This is a genomic window from Aeromonas sp. 25-248, from assembly GCF_053005425.1.
In genome coordinates this window covers 47,241-65,830 of record NZ_JBRKTB010000015.1, presented here as the reverse complement: position 1 = coordinate 65,830, position 18,590 = coordinate 47,241, and the positions used below count along the sequence as shown (strand labels likewise).

Genomic DNA, 18,590 nt, shown 5'->3' with positions numbered 1-18,590 from the left:
TCGAAGATGGAAAATTAAAATAACTTTTTTTGCTTGCGAAAGCAGGGTGTTTTTACTAGCAAATCCGGCCTGCTCATCCCTTGTGCAGTCAGGGTCAAAAGGTGTCCTGTTACGCCGTTCGGGGGGTTGCCAAGCCTGTAAAAAGAGGGATCGTCCGGGATCCCTCTGGTGTGCTGCGGGGGGAGCTGCGCGCCGGGGCAGATGCCCACATGGCCATCGGGACAACATCAAAGTTGCCCCGCAGATCCACCTCTATCCGGATGCCTTGTCGGTCATGGGCAATGAACGTGTCAGCTCAGCTCGTAACGCAGCCAGTGGTGCAGGGCCTGCACGGTATCAAAGTGAAGATCGGCGCCCCAGAGGGCCGGATCCTCGTCATCATTGAGATAACCCCAGCCAGCCACCGCGGTACGCATGCCGGCATTGCGGCCAGCCTCGATGTCGCGCACATGATCCCCTACATAGAGACACTGGCTCGCCGCGATGCCGAGCCGCTCGCAGGCAAAGAACATGGGGGCTGGGTCGGGCTTGCGCACCGGCAGGGTGTCGGCGCTCACGGTCACGCCGCAACTGGCGAGTTCAGGCAGGGCTGCCAGGAGCGGTTCGGTGAGAAAACCCGGCTTGTTGGTGACAATGCCCCAGGGCAGCTTTTTCTCGTCGAGCCACTCGATGAGATCCACCATGCCTTCATAGGGGCGGGTGCCGACGCAGAGGTTGGCGGCGTAGTAGTCGAGCAGGGCGGTGCGAAGGCGGGTAGCCCCCAGCTCCTCGAGCAGCTCGTCCCCAAGACCGGCCCTGAGCAGCCCGAGGGCCCCGTGGGAGGTGGTCTGACGGATGATGTCGTCAGAGAGCGGGGCAAAGCCTTCGCTTATCAGCACGTGATTGACGGCGGCGCCAAGGTCTGGGGCGGTGTCGAGCAGGGTGCCGTCCAGATCGAACAGCACGCAGCCAAGGGGCATCGGGTGAGGTGTGCTCATCAGCCTTGCTCCGGGCGCTCGAACGCCACCATGTAGTTGACGTCGACATTCTTGCCGAGCTTGAAGCTGTTGGAGAGCGGGGCGTAGTGAACGCCGCTCATGTCCCGCACCAGGAGCCCCGCCGCTTCCCCCATGCGACACAGTTCGGCGGGGGTGATGAACTTCTTGTGATCGTGAGTGCCCTTGGGGACCATCTTCAACAGGTACTCGGCCCCGAGGATCATCATCAGATAGGCTTTGGGGTTGCGGTTGATGGTGGAGACGAACACCTTGCCCCCCGGCTGTACCAGGGTGGCGATGGCGCGCAGCACCGAGGCCGGGTCCGGCACGTGCTCCAGCATCTCCATGCAGGTAACCACGTCATACTGGCCCGGCGCTTCATCGGCGTGGGCTTCGGCGGTGATCTGGCGGTACTCGAGCTCCACACCTTGTTCCAGCGCGTGGAGGCGGGCGACGCCGAGGGGTTCCTTGCCCATGTCGATGCCGGTGACCCGGGCCCCCCGGCGGGCCATGCTCTCGGAGAGGATGCCGCCACCGCAGCCGATGTCGAGCACGCGCTTGCCAAACAGGCCGCCGCTCTTGTCGGTGATCCAGTCAAGGCGCACCGGGTTGATTTGATGCAGCGGCTTGAATTCGCCCTCCATGTCCCACCAGCGGGAGGCGATGGCTTCAAATTTGGCGATTTCTGTCAGATCGACATTGGCATCACTATTCATGTTTTGATGATCCTGTGGCAAGGCGCGCAGCGGGCTGGGCGCGCGCAATCTATTGTCCTGGCGCGCATTATAACGGACCGACCTCGTCGCACCAGCCCGATGTGCTCATCGGATTTGTGGCTTAATGTATTTGGCTCAGTGTGTTACCATGTCGCGCTGTTTAAGCCAAAGAACAACTAATTAGGGATTAAGGCTTTCTATGAGCGATCTGGCCAGAGAGATCACGCCGGTCAACATCGAAGAAGAGCTCAAGAGTTCCTATCTGGATTACGCCATGAGCGTGATCGTAGGACGAGCTCTGCCGGATGTGCGTGATGGCTTGAAACCGGTTCACCGCCGCGTTCTGTATGCAATGAACGAGCTGGGGAACGACTGGAACAAGCCCTACAAGAAATCGGCCCGTGTGGTCGGTGACGTAATCGGTAAATATCACCCGCACGGCGACAGCGCCGTGTATGACACCATCGTCCGGATGGCGCAGGATTTCTCCATGCGCTACATGCTGGTCGACGGTCAGGGCAACTTCGGTTCGGTGGACGGCGACAACGCCGCGGCCATGCGTTACACCGAAGTGCGGATGGCGCGCATCTCCCACGAGCTGCTGGCCGATCTGGACAAAGAGACCGTGGACTGGGTGCCGAACTACGACGGCACCGAGATGATCCCGGCTGTCATGCCCACCAAGGTCCCCACCTTGCTGGTCAACGGCTCCTCCGGTATCGCGGTGGGCATGGCGACCAACATCCCGCCTCACAACCTCACCGAGATTGTCAACGGTTGCCTGGCGCTGATCGAAAACGGCGACCTCACCATTGACGAGCTGATGACCCATGTCACCGGCCCGGATTTCCCCACCGGCGGCATCATCAACGGCCGTTCCGGCATCGTGCAGGCGTACCGTACCGGTCGCGGCTCCGTCTATGTGCGGGCCAAGGCTGAAGTGGAGGTGGACGAGAAGACCAGTCGCGAGACCATCATCGTCCACGAGATCCCCTATCAGGTGAACAAGGCTCGCCTGATCGAGAAGATCGCCGAGCTGGTCAAAGAGAAGAAAATCGAGGGCATCAGCGCCCTGCGCGATGAGTCTGACAAAGACGGCATGCGCATCGTCATCGAGATCAAGCGCGGCGAGTCCGGCGAGATTGTGCTGAACAATCTCTACAAGCACACCCAGATGCAGACCACGTTCGGCATCAACATGGTGGCGCTGGACAACAACCAGCCCAAGGTGATGAACCTCAAAGAGATCCTGGATGCGTTCCTGCTGCACCGCCGTGAAGTGGTGACCCGCCGGACCGTGTTCGAGCTGCGCAAGGCGCGGGATCGGGCGCACATCCTGGAAGGGTTGGCGGTGGCATTGGCCAACATCGACCCCATCATCGAGCTCATTCGCCACAGTGCGACCCCGGCGGATGCGAAAGCCGCCCTGGTAGCCAAGGGCTGGGAGCTCGGCAACGTGGCCGCCATGCTGGAAAAAGCGGGCGACGACGCGGCTCGCCCCGAGTGGCTGGAGCCTGAGTTCGGCATCCGTGAAGGGCAGTACTTCCTGACCGAGATCCAGGCCCAGGCCATCCTTGACCTGCGTCTGCACAAGCTGACCGGCCTCGAGCACGAGAAGATCCTGGAAGAGTACCAATCTCTGCTGGATCTCATCGCCGAGCTGCTGCACATCCTGGCAAGCCCGGAACGCCTGATGGAAGTGATCCGTGACGAGCTGCTGGCCGTGCGCGAGCAGTACGGCGACGAGCGTCGCACCGAGATCAGCATGTCCAGTGCCGAGATCAACATCGAAGATCTGATCACCCCGGAAGACGTGGTCGTTACCTTGTCTCATCAGGGCTATGTGAAGTATCAGCCGCTCTCCGACTACGAGGCCCAGCGCCGCGGTGGTCGTGGCAAGTCGGCCACCCGGATCAAGGAAGAGGACTTTGTGGAGCGTCTGCTGGTGGCCAACACCCACGACACCATTCTGTGCTTCTCCACCCGTGGCAAGGTCTACTGGCTCAAGGTGTATCAGCTGCCGGAAGCGTCCCGTGGCGCTCGCGGTCGTCCGATCATCAACCTGCTGCCGCTGGATGAGGGTGAGCGCATCACCGCCATCCTGCCGGTGAAAGAATATGACGCCGACAAGTACGTCTTCTTCGCCACCGCCAACGGCACCGTGAAGAAGACCAGCCTGTCCGACTTCAGCCGTCCGCTCTCCTCCGGTATCCGTGCCATCAACCTCAAAGAGGGTGATGAGCTGATCGGGGTGGACATCACCGATGGCAGCAACGAGATCATGCTCTTCTCCGATGCGGGCAAGGTGGTTCGCTTCGCGGAAGGCAGCGGTCGCGCCGATGCCGATGCCACTGACGAGGTCGACACCGATGACGACGCCGGCAACGACGATGACGGCAGCGACAACGGCGAAGGCACCGAAAGCAAGGGCACCTTCAAGGGCGTACGTCCCATGGGTCGTACCGCTGCTGGCGTGCGCGGCATCAAGCTCGGCGCCGGTGACAAGGTGGTCTCCCTCATCGTGCCCCGTGGTGATGGTGCCATCCTCACCGCTACCGAGAACGGTTACGGCAAGCGCACCGCGCTGGACGAGTACCCGACCAAGAGCCGTGGTACCCAGGGCGTCATCTCCATCAAGGTGGATGAGCGCAACGGCAAGGTGATCGATGCGATCCAGGTCGAAGATACCGACCAGATCATGCTGATCACCAACGGCGGTACCCTGGTTCGTACCCGGGTGTCCGAGGTGAGCGTCATCGGCCGCAACACCGGCGGTGTGCGTCTGATCCGTACTGGTGAAGACGAGACCGTGGTTGGCCTGCAGCGCGTTGCCGAGAGCGACGAAGAGGAAACCGAGGCACTGGCCGTCGAGGGTGAGGTGTCTGAAGGCACCGACACCGCCGCAGACGCTGGCGCCGTCGATACCGGGGAGGCGGGCGACGAGTAATCGTCCCCCTTTGTCCGGTGCAAAAGAGCGACCTTGATGGTCGCTCTTTTTTTGTCCGCCTCACCGCAGGTTCTCCCCGTCCTTGTACTTGCCCAGCAGCTCTCTTCTCTGCTGCCCGGCTCCGTCTGCCGTGCATGCAGCCCTGCCTGCCACGGCGTCATCTTCCTGATATGCAGGGTTGGTCCCATCGCATCAACACGATTCCTTCACTCGGCTGTCATGGCCCTGTCATGACGGCCAGCCATGCTGCCTGCGTTGAATGAGGCCACCACAGAGGCAGGCATCGCTTGCCAGGAGCACTGTTATGACGAGCTGGGTAATGTGGGAGATCTGGTGGAGCCGGATGTGGGGAGGGCAGGAGAAGGCGCGCCTTAGGGTGGATGAGGAGGAGGTGGCGCACGAGCCATCACGCCTGCCTGCGGAGCTGATTGCACAGCGCCATCCAGCGGGGAGCTGCCCGCCGAGACCACGGGGCTGACGGCGCTCAGAACAGACGCAACTGCTCGCCCGGGCGGATGAAGGCGGCTGTATTGAGTGCTACATGGCGCTTGCCCAGTTGCAGCCGCCTGCTGATCAGGCGAAAGCGCTGGGCGAGCAGGTCGGCAAACTGTCCTTCACCTCGCATGCGGCTACCAAAGGTGGCGCTGTTGAGTGCGCCGCCCCGGCTTGCCCGCAGCTGGTTGAGGATCGCCTCTTTCTGGCCGGGATAGTGCGTATCGAGCCAGTCGCAAAAGAGGGTGGTGAGCTCGTGGGGCAATCTCAGCAAGATGTAATCCGCACAGCCCGCCCCGGCGTCGACGGCGGCCTTGATGATCTGTTCCAGTTCCGGCTCGTTGAGCCTGGGGATCATGGGGGCCGCCAGCACGCCGACCGGCACACCGGCCTTGGCCAGTCGTTCGATCACCTTGATCCGCCCAACCCCCGTGCTGGCCCTGGGCTCCAGCTGTCGCCTCAGCGTCTCATTGAGGGTGGTGACCGACACCATCACCTGGCATAACCCTTCCCGGGCCAGCTCGGTCAGCAGATCGAGGTCGCGCAGGATCATGGCGCTCTTGGTGATGAGCCCTACCGGATGGCGATGAGTCAGCATCACCGTCAGGAGTTCGCGAGTCAGGCGATAGTGGTGCTCGATGGGTTGATAGGGATCGGTATTGGCCCCCAGCACGATGGTTTGTGGCTGATAGGCTGGCTTGGCAAACTCCCGTCGCAGCAGCTCGGCAGCATTGATTTTGGCAAACAGCTTGCTCTCGAAATCCAGCCCGGGGGAGAGCTCAAGGTAGGCGTGGCTGGGTCTGGCATAGCAGTAGATGCAGCCATGCTCGCACCCCTGATAGGGATTGATGGAGCGACCGAAGGGAAGATCCGGCGAATCGTTGTAGCTGATGATGCTGCGGGCGCTGATCTCCGTCACCTCGGTGCGGGGAGCGCTGGCGGCAAATGCCGCGTCCCAGTCGCTCTGACTCCAGCCGTCGTCAACGGTTTCGATTTGCGGGCCGCTGAAGCGGTGCTCGACATTGTGGTTCGCGCCTCGTCCTGCCATCACATCACCAATTCACTGTTTATATATACAGTTATTTTGCTGTGTAGCCCGTTAAACTGCAAGTTCGCAAAGAGCGACCCCATGAAAGAGGGTGAACCCGGGTGATCTCCTGCTTGATCTGTTGCTACATTTCGTTTACATAGACGAAATGCGAACCAGATCACGGAAAATGTCATGCAACCTACTACCGCCCGCTGGCTCTTCATCGCCCTCATTGCGCTGGTCATCTGGCGTCTGATCCCGCTCTCCACCGAGCAGGAGCTGGCGGCGGCCAACCGCGCCTGGCGGACAGGGCACTTTGATGAGGCGACCCGGATCTGGTCGCCCCTGGCGGAGCAGGGCCAGCCACGGGCACAGGCGCTGATGGGTTGGAGCCATGAAGTGGGGCAGGGGAGCGAGCAGGATATGGATCGCGCCATCCGACTCTATCGTCAGGCTGCGCAGGCGGGGGACGCTGTCGGCCAGTATCGGCTGGGAGAGGTCTATCTGCGCGGGGCCGGGGTGAAGCGGGATCTGCACGAGGCGTTTCGCTGGATGGAGCTGGCAGCCAGAAACGGTGATGTGCCCGCCATGCTGAAGGTGGGCATCCTGCACCTGATGGGGGTCAACGGGCGGGTTGAACTGGCCGAGGCGAAGCAGTGGCTCTATCAGGCCTCGCAAAAGGGCAACAAGATGGCACTCCAGGTATTGCAGGAGATGGCGCTGGCCGAGGAGGGGCGCAGCGCCTTCGATTTCAATGGCCACTCATTTCTGAACGCCGGTTAGGGATCAACGGCTGGCGGTGACTTTGCCGGGCGTCACGTCGGTGACATAGAGTGTACTGCGCTCGGCACTGTGGACGATGCTGCATACCTCCCGCTTGCTGCCATCACCCAGGATCACCAGCTCACCGATATGGACGGGACAGTGAGTCGTGAGAAGGTGATCCGGATGAACCAGCTTTTCTGCATGCTCCGGAAATGAAATATCGTAGGTGTACATCATGCTCTCCTTGCTTTGGCTGACGCCTCAATCTGGTACAGGGTATGGCAGCAGAAGGGCGCCCTCGCAAGTAGGACAGGTTGACACCCGCGCTTAAGCGGTATGCAAAATCGCCAAGACAGCTTGTCTGGGTTGTCGCGTCTGATACAATCCCCCGCTGTACCTCTCAATGGATGGCCTTGCACACGCCATATGGTGTGCCACTGCCGTGTACCAACCGTATTGTGAACGGTGAAACTCGGGAGTGAACAGCTGGACATGAAAGGGTTTCTCCAACCTGCATGTGGCCTTTGGTAGGGGTCACCACTGTATAAGGAAACACCTAATGCCAATCATTACTCTGCCTGACGGCAGCCAACGTCAATTTGCCCACGCCGTTTCCGTCATGGATGTGGCCGCGGACATCGGTCCCGGTCTCGCCAAGGCGTGCATTGCCGGTCGGGTAAACGGTGAACTGGTGGATGCCTGCGAGCTGATCGAAGCCGATGCATCCCTGGCCATCATCACCGCCAAAGACGAAGAAGGTCTGGACATTCTGCGCCACTCCTGTGCTCACCTGCTGGGTCATGCCATCAAGCAACTCTGGCCCCAGACCAAGATGGCCATCGGTCCGGTTATCGACAACGGTTTCTACTACGACATCGATCTCGACCGCACCCTGACCGACGAAGATCTGGCTGCCCTGGAAGAGCGCATGCTGGCGCTGGCCGCCAAGGATTACGACGTCATCAAGAAGAAGGTCTCCTGGCAGGAAGCGCGCGACGTGTTCGAAGCCCGTGGCGAGACCTACAAGGTCGAGATCCTGGATCAGAACATTGCCCGTGATGACCAGCCCGGTCTCTATCATCACGAAGAGTACATCGACATGTGTCGCGGCCCGCACGTGCCCAACATGCGTCATTGCCACCACTTCAAGTTGCAGAAGATGTCCGGCGCCTACTGGCGCGGCGACTCCAACAACAAGATGCTGCAGCGCATCTACGGCACCGCCTGGGCTGACAAGAAGCAGCTCAAGGCCTATTTGCAGCGTCTGGAAGAGGCCGCCAAGCGCGACCACCGCAAGATCGGCAAGCAGCTCGACCTGTACCACATGCAGGAAGAAGCGCCGGGCATGGTGTTCTGGCACAACGATGGTTGGACCATTTTCCGCGAGCTGGAAACCTTCATCCGCGGCAAGCTCAAAGAGTACGACTATCAGGAAGTGAAAGGCCCCTTCATGATGGATCGCGTGCTGTGGGAGCGTTCAGGTCACTGGGAGAAATACGCCCAGGCCATGTTCACCACCCAGTCCGAAAACCGCGAGTACGCCATCAAGCCGATGAACTGCCCGGGTCACGTGCAGATTTTCAACCAGGGTCTGAAATCCTACCGCGATCTGCCGCTGCGCATGGCCGAGTTCGGCTCCTGCCACCGCAACGAGCCGTCAGGCTCCCTGCACGGCCTGATGCGGGTACGGGGTTTCACCCAGGATGACGCCCACATCTTCTGTACCGAAGAGCAGATCATGGAAGAGGTGTCTGCGTGCATCCGCATGGTCTATGACGTCTACGGTACCTTCGGTTTCGAAAACATCGTGGTCAAGCTCTCGACCCGTCCGGAGCAGCGTATCGGCTCTGATGAAGCCTGGGATCGCGCCGAGGCCGCGCTGGCCGAGGCGCTGGAACTCAACGGCCTGAAGTTCGACCTGCAACCGGGCGAGGGGGCTTTCTACGGTCCCAAGATCGAGTTCACCCTGCACGATTGCCTTGATCGTGCCTGGCAGTGTGGTACCGTGCAGCTCGACTTTGCCCTGCCGGGCCGTCTTGGCGCCACCTATGTGGGCGAAGACAACGAGCGCCACATCCCCGTGATGATCCACCGCGCCATTCTGGGCTCGCTGGAGCGCTTCATCGGGATCCTGACGGAAGAGTACGCCGGTCTGTTCCCGACCTGGCTGGCGCCGACCCAGGCCGTGGTCATGAATATCACGGATAACCAGGCCGATTATGCTGTGAAAGTTGCCAAGGCATTGAATGATGCGGGCCTTCGCGCAAAAGCGGACTTGAGAAATGAGAAGATTGGCTTTAAAATCCGCGAGCATACTTTGAAGCGAGTACCCTTCATGCTGGTCTGCGGCGACAAAGAAGTAGAAGCCGGCAAGATTGCAGTGCGTACTCGTAAAGGGGCTGACCTGGGCTCTTATCCTGTTGAAGAGCTGATTGCTCTGTTGACCCAGGAAGTTCAGACCCGCGGACAAAAGAAAGTGGAGGAATAAGCTATAAAAGGCGGAAAAAAACTGGGCAAGCAACCGCAAGCCCGCGCTCACCGGATCAATGAAGAGATCCGTCTGAAAGAAGTTCGTCTGACTGGTCTGGATGGTGAAGCCATTGGCATCACCTCCATTCAGGATGCGCTGAACTTGGCCCTTGAGGCAGGAGTGGATCTGGTCGAGATCAGTCCGAACGCTGAGCCGCCCGTTTGCCGGATCATGGATTACGGCAAATTCCTCTACGAAAAGAGCAAGACCACCAAAGAACAGAAGAAAAAGCAGAAAGTCGTCCAGGTCAAGGAAATCAAATTCCGTCCTGGCACAGACGAAGGCGACTATCAGGTAAAACTACGCAACCTGGTTCGCTTTCTGGAAGACGGGGACAAGGCAAAGGTCACTCTGCGCTTCCGTGGTCGTGAAATGGCCCACCAGGATCTTGGTATCAAGGTTCTCGAGCGCGTCAAGAACGATCTGGAAGAGCTGGCAGTAGTCGAATCGTTCCCGAAAGTCGAAGGCCGTCAAGCTGTGATGGTCCTCGCACCCAAGAAGAAATCTTAAGGTCCACAAGAAATTGACTCATGGGGCTGGCCCCATGAGTCGGTTCGCCTTGCGATTTTGTTGTCACTCACAATGCGGAGTATGAAATGCCGAAGATGAAAACCAACCGGGGCGCCGCAAAGCGCTTCAAGAAGACTGGCTCAGGTCGCTTCAAGTGCAAGCACAACCACCTGCGTCACATCCTGACCAAGAAGAGCAGCAAGCGTAAGCGTCAGCTGGGACCGAAGTTCTTTGTTTCCGCTGCCGACCACAAACGTGTTGTCGCTTGTCTGCCGTACGCATAAGGGGGGATGTGAAAAATGCCAAGAGTTAAACGTGGTGTGACCGCTCGCGCTCGTCACAAGAAAGTAATGAAAGCCGCCAAGGGTTACTACGGCGCCCGTTCCCGTGTCTACCGCGTAGCGGTACAAGCGGTAACCAAAGCTGGTCAGTATGCCTACCGTGACCGTCGCCAGAAGAAGCGTCAGTTCCGTCAACTGTGGATTGCGCGTATCAACGCTGCAGCCCGTCAGAACGGCCTGTCCTACAGCCGTCTGATCGACGGTCTGAAGAAGGCTTCCATCGAGATCGATCGCAAGATCCTGTCCGATATCGCCGTTCACGACAAGCTGGCTTTCACCGCCCTGGTTGAAAAAGCTAAAGCAGCTCTGGTCTAATCCAGTTCTGTTATAAAAATAAAGGAGGCTCAGGCCTCCTTTTTTGTTGCTCATTTTTGAGCGTTGGCAGGTAGCATGCCACGTTCATAAATGCTTTATCCTTCCATATGCCAACAAACTAGAACAAACGATGCTTGTTTCAATCCTGTTGCATCTGGCTTGTGGCTTTTCCATATAACAAAATGATTTGCAGGGAGAAAAGCCCGTCATAACTATGGTCAGCCAAGGGGCTTTTTTTGTATTATTCCCCTCTTGACCTTATTTAGCCTAAAGGCTCCTGTTCCGGGAGTGGTGACGAGGAAGACATGCAACAGCTTGAAGAAGTAGTCGGCCAGGCCAAGGCCGAAATTGAGGGCGTAAGCGACATCGCCGCCCTCGACGAAATCCGGGTCAAATATCTGGGTAAAAAGGGCTTTTTTACCGAGCAGATGAAGGGACTGGGCGCCCTGTCCGCTGAAGAGCGTCCCGCAGCGGGCGCCGTGATCAACCAGGCCAAACAGCAGGTTCAGGATGCCCTGAACGCGCGTCGTGAGGCCCTCGAAATCGCCGTGCTGAACCAGAAGCTGGCCGCCGAGACCATCGACGTCAGCCTGCCGGGCCGCCGCATCGAGAATGGCGGTCTGCACCCGGTGACCCGTACCATCGAGCGCATCGAGCGCCTGTTTGGCGAGATGGGCTTCAAGGTTGCCCGTGGTCCCGAGATTGAAGATGGCTTCCACAACTTCGATGCCCTGAATATCCCGGCTCACCACCCGGCGCGTACCGATCACGACACCTTCTACTTCAATCCTGATCTGATGCTGCGTACTCATACCTCCGGTGTGCAGATCCGCACCATGGAACATCAGCAGCCGCCGATCCGCATCATCGCGCCGGGCCGCGTCTATCGTAACGACTACGACATGACCCACACCCCGATGTTCCACCAGGTCGAAGGCCTGCTGGTCGACGAGCATGCCAGCTTCACCGAGCTGAAAGGCATCCTGCACGACTTCCTGCGCAACTACTTCGAGGAAGACTTGACCATTCGCTTCCGTCCTTCCTATTTCCCGTTCACCGAGCCGAGCGCCGAAGTGGACGTGATGGGCAAGAACGGCAAGTGGTTGGAAGTGCTGGGCTGCGGCATGGTGCACCCGAACGTGCTGCGTTCGGTCGGCATCGATCCGGAAAAATACTCCGGCTTTGCCTTCGGCATGGGCGTTGAGCGCCTGACCATGCTGCGTTACGGGGTCAACGACCTGCGTGCCTTCTTCGAAAACGACCTGCGCTTCCTCAAGCAGTTCAAGTAAGGGCGAGAGAACATGAAATTCAGTAAATCCTGGGTGATGGAGTGGGTCCGCACCGAGTTGAGTGACAATGTACTGGCCGAGCAGATCACCATGGCCGGTCTGGAAGTGGACGCCGTGGAAGCGGTGGCCGGCCAGTTCAACAATGTGGTGGTGGGTGAAGTGGTCGAGTGCGCCCAGCACCCGGACGCCGACAAGCTGCGGGTGACCAAGGTCAATGTGGGCGAGGCCGAGCTGCTGGACATCGTCTGCGGTGCGCCGAACTGCCGCCAAGGCCTGAAAGTGTGCGTGGCCAAGGTCGGGGCGACCCTGCCGGGTGATTTCACCATCAAGAAAGCCAAGCTGCGCGGCCAGCCGTCCCACGGCATGCTCTGTTCCTTCAGCGAGCTGGGCATCGACGTCGAGGCTGATGGCATCATCGAGCTGCCGCTTGATGCCCCCATCGGAACCGATATCCGTGAATACCTCGCGCTCAACGACGTCAGCATCGATGTGGATCTGACCCCGAACCGTGCCGACTGCCTAGGCATCGCGGGTCTGGCCCGTGAAATCGGCGTGCTCAACAGCGTGGACGTGGTCGAGCCGACCTGGGCACCAGCCGTTGCCACCATCGACGCTACCTTCCCGATCCGGGTTGAAGCGCCGGCAGATTGCCCCCGTTATCTCGGCCGTGTCATCAAGGGGCTGAACCTGCACGCCCAGAGCCCGCTCTGGATGCAGGAGAAGCTGCGCCGTGGCGGTATTCGTTCCATCGACGCCATCGTTGACATCACCAACTACCTGCTGCTGGAATACGGCCAGCCGATGCACGCCTTCGACCTGGCGACGCTTGAAGGGGAACTGGTGGTGCGTCGCGCCCGTGCCGACGAGCCCATGACCCTGCTCGATGGCAACGAGGTGAAGCTCAAAGAGACCACGCTCGTGATTGCCGATGGCAAAGGCCCTGCCTGCATGGCCGGCATCTTCGGCGGCGATCGCACCGGTGTCTCCGAGACCACCACCGACATCCTGCTGGAGTGCGCCTTCTTCGCGCCGCTCTCCATCACCGGCCGTGCCCGTGCCTACGGTCTGCATACCGATTCTTCCCACCGCTTCGAGCGCGGGGTGGATCCCGAGCTGCAGGCCAAGGTGATGGATCGTGCCACCCGTCTGCTGCTGGACATCTGCGGCGGTGAAGCGGGTCCGGTCATCGAAGTCAAATCCGATGCCCATTTGCCCAAGGCTGCCCCCATCAAGCTGCGCCGCACCAAGCTCGACAAGGTGATCGGCATCAGCGTGGCGGATGCGCAGGTGGTCGAAATTCTGACTCGTCTGGGCATGCAGGTAACCGTGGATACTGACGGCTGGACCGCGCTGGCTCCCTCCTGGCGTTTCGACATCGCCATCGAGGAAGACCTCATCGAGGAAGTGGCCCGCATCTACGGCTACAACAACATCCCGAACCTCAAACCCGCCGCCTCCCTCGCGATGGTGGAGCAGGCTGAAGGACAGGTGACCCTGAAGCGGGTGCGCGACCTGCTGGTTGACCGCGGTTTCCAGGAAGCGATCACCTACAGCTTCGTGGATCCCAAGGCTCAGCAGACCCTGTTCCCGCAGAGCGATGCCATCGTGCTGCCGAACCCGATCTCGGTCGAGATGTCCGCCATGCGCGTCTCTCTGTTCCCGGGTCTGGTGCAGGCGGTGGTCTACAACCAGAACCGTCAGCAGCCGCGCGTGCGCCTGTTCGAGCAGGGCTTGCGTTTCATCAAGGACGAGAATGCCGAGAATGGCATCCGTCAGGAACCCATGCTCGCCGGCATCATCACCGGCAACCAGGGGGACGAGCACTGGGATGTCAAGGCCCGTCCCGTCGACTTCTTCGATCTGAAGGGTGACCTGGAAGCGGTGCTGGATCTGACTGCAGAAGGGGCTACCTTCACCTTCGAGCGCACCGAGCACAGTGCCCTGCATCCGGGCCAGAGCGCAGCCATTCTGCGCAATGGCGTCGTGATCGGCCACATCGGCGTGATCCATCCGAGCCTCGAGAAGAAGCTGGGGCTCAAGAGCCGCGCTGTCATGTTCGAGCTGGAGCTGGACAAACTGACGCCGGCCAAGGTGCCGGTTGCTGCCGAAGTATCCAAGTTCCCGGCCAACCGTCGCGACATCGCCGTGGTGGTTGACAGACAGATCCTGGCAGGCGACGTTCTGGCAGTAATTAAAAAAGTTGGCGGAAATCAGTTAGTTGGAATAAACTTGTTCGACGTATACCAGGGCGCTGGTATGGCAGAGGACAAGAAGAGCCTGGCCATCAGCCTGGTGTTGCAAGACACCCAGCGCACCCTGGAGGAGAAAGAGATCGCCGAGACCGTGGACAATGTCGTGCGGGCCCTCGGTGAAGAGTTGAATGCATCCTTGAGGGATTGATCTATGGCGCTTACCAAAGCCGACATTGCAGAGCACCTGTTCACCCAGCTCGGGATGAGCAAGCGTGAAGCCAAAGATATGGTGGAAGCCTTCTTTGAGGAGATCAGACAGGCGCTCGAGCGTGGCGAACAGGTCAAGATTTCCGGCTTCGGTAACTTCGATCTTCGCGAGAAGAACCAGCGTCCCGGACGCAACCCCAAGACGGGGGAGGATATTCCCATCAGCGCCCGTCGCGTGGTGACCTTCCGGCCCGGCCAGAAGCTCAAGGCCAGGGTAGAAAATGTTGAACCCAACGAGTGACAAAAAGCCAGGCAATCGCCTGGCTTTTCCATTCCGATGATAAAAATCCTTCTGTTGTCCGGCGCGCTGCTGGCCTTGCCACTGCGTGCCGCCATACTCCCGCTGTCACCGGGTGCCCAGGCTTATGCCGATTCGCTCACCGGACTGACCTTCTGTTACCCGGCCCTGCAACGTCCTCCCTATCTGGAGGCGGAGGGAGGCTTGCTTATCGATCGCATGACGCGGTTGGCAGAGCTGTTGCCGGTACCGGTGCGCTTCGAGAAGCGGCCGAGCTGGGCAGTCATGACGCAGGATCTGCTGAACGGGCGCTGCGATCTCATTCCTCACGTCGGGCCTGCCCGGTCGAACTCGATCGATACCGTCCTGAGCCGCGCCATGATGGAAGCGGAGTCCGCCATCCTCTATCGGGGTGAGCTCGATCAGGCGCAGTTTCTGGTGTCACCCATCTGGCAGGCCCAGGAGACCCTGAAGCGTCTCTATCCTGGTTCATCCCAGCAACTGCTGACCGATGCCGAAAACTGGTATGGTGCCCTGGTGGCCGGCAAGGGCAGCGCCTATCTCGGTGATTATCTGCAACTGCGCTACCTGATGCGGGAGTACCCGGATGAAGGGCTGCGTCTTCGCCGTCTTCGCAGCGACGATCTGGTCATCAGCTACCGGCTGATGATGCGCAACCAGCCCGAGTTGCTGGAGCTGGTGGATACGGCCATCCGCTATTTGCCGCCGGGCAGTCTCTACCGGGATCTGGGCAAGTATCTGCCTCAGGGTGAGCAGGATGTGAATCCCCTGCATTTTACCGACAAGGAGCAGGCCTGGCTGGTCGGCAAGGCCCACACCATCAAGATGGTGGCGGATCCCGGTTTCATGCCATACAGCGGCGTCAACCAGCAGGGAGAGCTCATTGGCTGGAGTGCGGACGTTTTGAGGGAAGTGAGTCGGCAGACGGGACTGCGCTTCGAGCTTGTGCCCGCCGCCAGCCGGGAGGAGGCGTTGGCATTGCTGCGCAGTGGCGATGCCGCCATGATGGTCGGACTGATGGAGTCCGCCGCCCTGAACAAGGAGTTCGACTTCACCAGGATGGTGGCGACCAGCCGCTATGCCCTGGTCAGTCGCAGCAAGAGGGGGCCAGCCTCCCTCTCGGACGTGAGTGGCAAGGTGGTGGTCCCGAGAATGCTCTATGATCCCGGCCTGCTTGCCCGGTTCGGCCAGCATGAGTGGGAGGTCACCGACAACCTGCTGCAGGGATTGGCGGCGGTGCGGCATGGGGATGCCCAGGCCATGCTAGCGGAGTTGTATCAGCTCCAATATCCCATTCGAAACAACCAGTTGAGCGAGCTGACCATCACCGAATTGCCGGAGCGTTTCGGCCTCGGTTTTGCCATCCGGCCGGAACAGACCAGCCTGGCAGGGGTGCTGGATCAGAGCCTGATGACCCTCAATGATCGGCAGGTAGACGAGCTGGTGCAACGTTGGCGCCGCCTGGTGGTCAACCAGCAGGAAGGGGTCAGCTACGGTTTCTGGCTTGGCTCCGTGTTGCTGGCACTGCTGATCAGCATGGCGGTGATCTGGTCAGTCTGGCGATCCCGCCAGCAACTGGCCCAGGAGGCCCGCGAGCGTCACAAGGTAGAGCAGGCGCTGGCGCTGGAAAGCAAGTTCAGGGAGTCTCTCTTCCAGGCGCTCCCCGTTCCCGTGTTCTTGCGCAATGACAAAGGGGAGGTGATCAAGCGCAACAAGCGGGCCAAGCGCATGGAGGCGCGCTACGCCGCCGATCTGGTACTGCCCGCCCCCCAGTTGCAGGGCGCCGAAGGGGAGCTGGCGCTGCACGAGCAGGTCTACTCCTATGCCCAGATCCCTTTGCGACTGGGGCCCCAGGCACCGGCAGGGGATCTTATCGCCCTCTCCGACATCAGCGCTCTGCGCGAGCGTACCCGCCTGCTGCGTCAGGCAGAGCGGCGCCTGCGCGCCCTCACCAATACGGTGCCCGGTGTGGTGCTGCAATTCACCCTGCTGGGGGGAGCCATCACCCGGGTGGAGTTTGTGAGCCGGGGCAGTCACGAGCTGTTGGGGCTGGCGAGCCAGCAGATCCGGGTCAATCCCAACGAGACCCTGACCCGCATCTCCCATCAGGACAGGCGCGAGATGCGAGCCCCCATGCTAGCCATGCTGCAAGCCGGGCGACCTTTCTCCCATCTGCTGCGCTATCAGCACCCCGCCAAGGGAACCCGCTGGCTGCAATTTTCCGGCAGGGGGCGCCGTCAGGGGGAGGGGTGGCGGATCTACGGGGTGGTGCAGGATGTGACGGCCAGGGTGGAGCAGGAGCACTCCCTGCAACTTTCCCACGAGCAGGCTCAGCAGGCCGTGCTTGCCAAGGGGCGCTTCCTGGCCGCCGTGAGCCACGAGATCCGCACCCCCATGAACGCCATGCTCGGCCTGCTGGAGTGGCTCGAGCAGACCGAACTCAATGCAGAGCAGGCCTCGGTTCTGGCCCATGTCAGACAGGCGGGCAATGAACTGCTCGGATTGCTCAACGACGTGCTCGATTTCAGCCGCAACGAGACGCGCCAGTTGCGCCTCTCCGTGCAGCCCACGGATCTGGTGGAGCTGTGCGAGCATGTGGCGGCGGTGCACTGGTCCAAGGCGCGATCCCGCCATCTGCAGCTGCGCCTGGCGCTCGACCCGGCGCTGCCCGCCTTGATGGAACTCGATCCCCACCGGGTGCAACAGGTGCTGCACAACCTGCTCTCCAACGCCATCAAGTTCAGCGAGCGGGGAGAGGTGGTACTCTGGGCCCGGCGGCAAGGGGAGTGGATTTTGTGCGGGGTGGATGACGAGGGGCCCGGGATCAGTGCCGAGCTGTTGCCCCGGTTGTTCCAGCCCTTCGAGCAAGGGGAGGAGCCTGGCCAGCCCAGAGCCCAGGGGACCGGGCTTGGGCTGGCCATCTGCCGCCAGCTGATGGAACAGATGGGGGGCGAGATCCGGGTCGAACCTCTGGCTCGCGGGGGCAGCCGTTTCCTCTGTTCCTTGCCCCTCAGACATGCGCAGGAGAAGGCGCCCTGGCAACCGCGCGTCAAGACGGTCTCCCTGCAACTGTTGCCCGGGGAGCTCGAATATATGCGGGCCTGGCTCGCAGCGTTTGGCGTGGCCGAGGACCCGGCTGCACCTTGCCTTGGGGCCATGCAGGACGATGGGGGCTTGCGCGCCTGGTACTGGCAGGGGGAACCCTGGATCCCGGGCTCCGTGGTCAGCCTGCTGCAACCCAGACTCGTCCGTGGCGCCGAGGAGATCACGGATCTGCCGGGGGCAGGCAGGCGGGTGTTGCTGGTGGAAGATCACGAAGTGAACAGAATGCTGATCAGCATGCAGCTGGGGCAGCTGGGTGCCCGGGTATTGAGCGCGGCCAATGGCCGTCTGGCACTGGACATCCTGCAATCGGAGTCGGTGGATCTGGTGTTGACGGACCTGCAGATGCCGGTGATGGACGGCGCCGAGCTCTGCAGGCAATTGCACGCCGATGAACGCTGGCAGCATCTACCCGTCTACGTCATCACCGCCGATCTCAGCGAGCAGGCGGCGCAGCGACTGGCGGAATGCGGCTGTCAGGGCCATCTGGACAAACCCGTCTTGCTCAGGGATCTGGCCGTACTGCTTCGTACCGTCTTTGGCCCCCATGACGGGGGGAAGGCACCGCAGCCAACGGCAGCCCTTTCCCTGCCCGTGTCCCTCAGCCCGGCCCTCGTAGACATCTATCTGGCATCGGTTCACCAGGATCTGGCCGACATTGAGCGGTGTGTCACACAAGGGGACGAGAAGGCCCTCAATACGGCTTTACACAAGATGAAGGGGGCCGCCAAAATGGTGGGGGCTACCCCCTTGGTAGAGGTGATCGACCGTTGGCAGGAGGCCCCCGGACATCCCCTTGCAGCCGCCTTGAGGCAGTGCGTGGAAGAGGTCTGCCGACAACTGGGCGAGAGAGCATGA

At 60.7% G+C, this 18,590-nt stretch carries 15 protein-coding genes; 11 read left to right on the top strand and 4 right to left on the bottom strand.

Annotation, left to right across the window (positions count from 1 at the left end; all coding sequences use genetic code 11):
* Positions 1-290 precede the first annotated feature (290 nt).
* On the bottom strand, positions 291-977 hold the full coding sequence (locus tag ACVDHI_RS17715; protein WP_029314563.1) for an HAD family hydrolase: 687 nt from the start codon (positions 975-977) through the stop codon (positions 291-293).
* Positions 977-1,693, bottom strand: coding sequence for a bifunctional 2-polyprenyl-6-hydroxyphenol methylase/3-demethylubiquinol 3-O-methyltransferase UbiG (gene ubiG, locus ACVDHI_RS17710; protein WP_447212344.1), 717 nt, complete (start codon positions 1,691-1,693; stop codon positions 977-979). Before ubiG ends, ACVDHI_RS17715 begins: the two co-directional genes overlap by 1 nt.
* A gap of 199 nt (positions 1,694-1,892) precedes the next feature.
* On the opposite strand from ubiG, the gene gyrA reads away from it, so the two are divergent.
* Both gyrA and ACVDHI_RS17700 read left to right on the top strand, forming a co-directional pair.
* Positions 1,893-4,640: a DNA topoisomerase (ATP-hydrolyzing) subunit A gene (gyrA, locus tag ACVDHI_RS17705; RefSeq protein WP_039040760.1), complete on the top strand. Its 2,748-nt coding sequence runs from the start codon at positions 1,893-1,895 to the stop codon at positions 4,638-4,640.
* 304 nt (positions 4,641-4,944) lie between these two features.
* Positions 4,945-5,118: a hypothetical protein gene (locus ACVDHI_RS17700; RefSeq protein WP_164882096.1), complete on the top strand. Its 174-nt coding sequence runs from the start codon at positions 4,945-4,947 to the stop codon at positions 5,116-5,118.
* A gap of 6 nt (positions 5,119-5,124) precedes the next feature.
* On the opposite strand, the gene ACVDHI_RS17695 is transcribed toward ACVDHI_RS17700, so the two are convergent.
* On the bottom strand, positions 5,125-6,180 hold the full coding sequence (locus tag ACVDHI_RS17695; RefSeq protein WP_323881349.1) for a PA0069 family radical SAM protein: 1,056 nt from the start codon (positions 6,178-6,180) through the stop codon (positions 5,125-5,127).
* Positions 6,181-6,354: 174 nt separating this feature from the next.
* Between ACVDHI_RS17695 and ACVDHI_RS17690 the strand changes: the two genes are divergently transcribed.
* On the top strand, positions 6,355-6,945 hold the full coding sequence (locus ACVDHI_RS17690; protein ID WP_324063465.1) for a tetratricopeptide repeat protein: 591 nt from the start codon (positions 6,355-6,357) through the stop codon (positions 6,943-6,945).
* Between the two features lie 3 nt (positions 6,946-6,948).
* On the opposite strand, the gene ACVDHI_RS17685 is transcribed toward ACVDHI_RS17690, so the two are convergent.
* The gene (locus tag ACVDHI_RS17685) at positions 6,949-7,161 is read right to left on the bottom strand and encodes a hypothetical protein (RefSeq protein WP_010674802.1); all 213 of its coding nucleotides are present in this window, start codon (positions 7,159-7,161) and stop codon (positions 6,949-6,951) included.
* A gap of 325 nt (positions 7,162-7,486) precedes the next feature.
* Here ACVDHI_RS17685 and thrS point away from each other — a divergent pair, with 325 nt between their 5' ends.
* From thrS to ACVDHI_RS17645, 8 genes are all read left to right on the top strand, one after another.
* Positions 7,487-9,415 (top strand): threonine--tRNA ligase, encoded by a 1,929-nt coding sequence (gene thrS / locus ACVDHI_RS17680; RefSeq protein ID WP_042017100.1) that lies wholly within the window; start codon positions 7,487-7,489, stop codon positions 9,413-9,415.
* Between the two features lie 3 nt (positions 9,416-9,418).
* Complete coding sequence (gene infC, locus ACVDHI_RS17675) at positions 9,419-9,967, top strand: translation initiation factor IF-3 (RefSeq protein WP_026139078.1); 549 nt, start codon at positions 9,419-9,421, stop codon at positions 9,965-9,967.
* Between the two features lie 86 nt (positions 9,968-10,053).
* Positions 10,054-10,251, top strand: a complete 198-nt coding sequence (gene rpmI / locus ACVDHI_RS17670) for a 50S ribosomal protein L35 (RefSeq protein WP_005300673.1) — start codon at positions 10,054-10,056, stop codon at positions 10,249-10,251.
* Between the two features lie 15 nt (positions 10,252-10,266).
* Entirely contained in the window at positions 10,267-10,623 is a 357-nt protein-coding gene (gene rplT, locus ACVDHI_RS17665) for a 50S ribosomal protein L20 (RefSeq protein ID WP_010674800.1), read from the top strand.
* 305 nt (positions 10,624-10,928) lie between these two features.
* Positions 10,929-11,912 carry a phenylalanine--tRNA ligase subunit alpha gene (gene pheS, locus ACVDHI_RS17660; protein ID WP_043155490.1) on the top strand — a complete coding sequence of 328 codons (984 nt, stop codon included), beginning with the start codon at positions 10,929-10,931 and terminating at the stop codon, positions 11,910-11,912.
* A 12-nt stretch (positions 11,913-11,924) separates the two neighbouring features.
* The gene (gene pheT, locus ACVDHI_RS17655) at positions 11,925-14,312 is read left to right on the top strand and encodes a phenylalanine--tRNA ligase subunit beta (protein WP_447212343.1); all 2,388 of its coding nucleotides are present in this window, start codon (positions 11,925-11,927) and stop codon (positions 14,310-14,312) included.
* A 3-nt stretch (positions 14,313-14,315) separates the two neighbouring features.
* Complete coding sequence (gene ihfA / locus ACVDHI_RS17650; protein WP_005300715.1) at positions 14,316-14,612, top strand: integration host factor subunit alpha; 297 nt, start codon at positions 14,316-14,318, stop codon at positions 14,610-14,612.
* 54 nt (positions 14,613-14,666) lie between these two features.
* Positions 14,667-18,590: an ATP-binding protein gene (locus ACVDHI_RS17645; RefSeq protein ID WP_447212360.1), complete on the top strand. Its 3,924-nt coding sequence runs from the start codon at positions 14,667-14,669 to the stop codon at positions 18,588-18,590.

Coding starts and splice junctions, on each gene's coding strand:
- ACVDHI_RS17715 (WP_029314563.1), bottom strand. CDS start 977: ATGAGCACACCTCACCCGATGCCCCTTGGCTGCGTGCTGTTCGATCTG.
- ubiG (WP_447212344.1), bottom strand. CDS start 1,693: ATGAATAGTGATGCCAATGTCGATCTGACAGAAATCGCCAAATTTGAA.
- gyrA (WP_039040760.1), top strand. CDS start 1,893: ATGAGCGATCTGGCCAGAGAGATCACGCCGGTCAACATCGAAGAAGAG.
- ACVDHI_RS17700 (WP_164882096.1), top strand. CDS start 4,945: ATGACGAGCTGGGTAATGTGGGAGATCTGGTGGAGCCGGATGTGGGGA.
- ACVDHI_RS17695 (WP_323881349.1), bottom strand. CDS start 6,180: ATGGCAGGACGAGGCGCGAACCACAATGTCGAGCACCGCTTCAGCGGC.
- ACVDHI_RS17690 (WP_324063465.1), top strand. CDS start 6,355: ATGCAACCTACTACCGCCCGCTGGCTCTTCATCGCCCTCATTGCGCTG.
- ACVDHI_RS17685 (WP_010674802.1), bottom strand. CDS start 7,161: ATGTACACCTACGATATTTCATTTCCGGAGCATGCAGAAAAGCTGGTT.
- thrS (WP_042017100.1), top strand. CDS start 7,487: ATGCCAATCATTACTCTGCCTGACGGCAGCCAACGTCAATTTGCCCAC.
- rpmI (WP_005300673.1), top strand. CDS start 10,054: ATGCCGAAGATGAAAACCAACCGGGGCGCCGCAAAGCGCTTCAAGAAG.
- rplT (WP_010674800.1), top strand. CDS start 10,267: ATGCCAAGAGTTAAACGTGGTGTGACCGCTCGCGCTCGTCACAAGAAA.
- pheS (WP_043155490.1), top strand. CDS start 10,929: ATGCAACAGCTTGAAGAAGTAGTCGGCCAGGCCAAGGCCGAAATTGAG.
- pheT (WP_447212343.1), top strand. CDS start 11,925: ATGAAATTCAGTAAATCCTGGGTGATGGAGTGGGTCCGCACCGAGTTG.
- ihfA (WP_005300715.1), top strand. CDS start 14,316: ATGGCGCTTACCAAAGCCGACATTGCAGAGCACCTGTTCACCCAGCTC.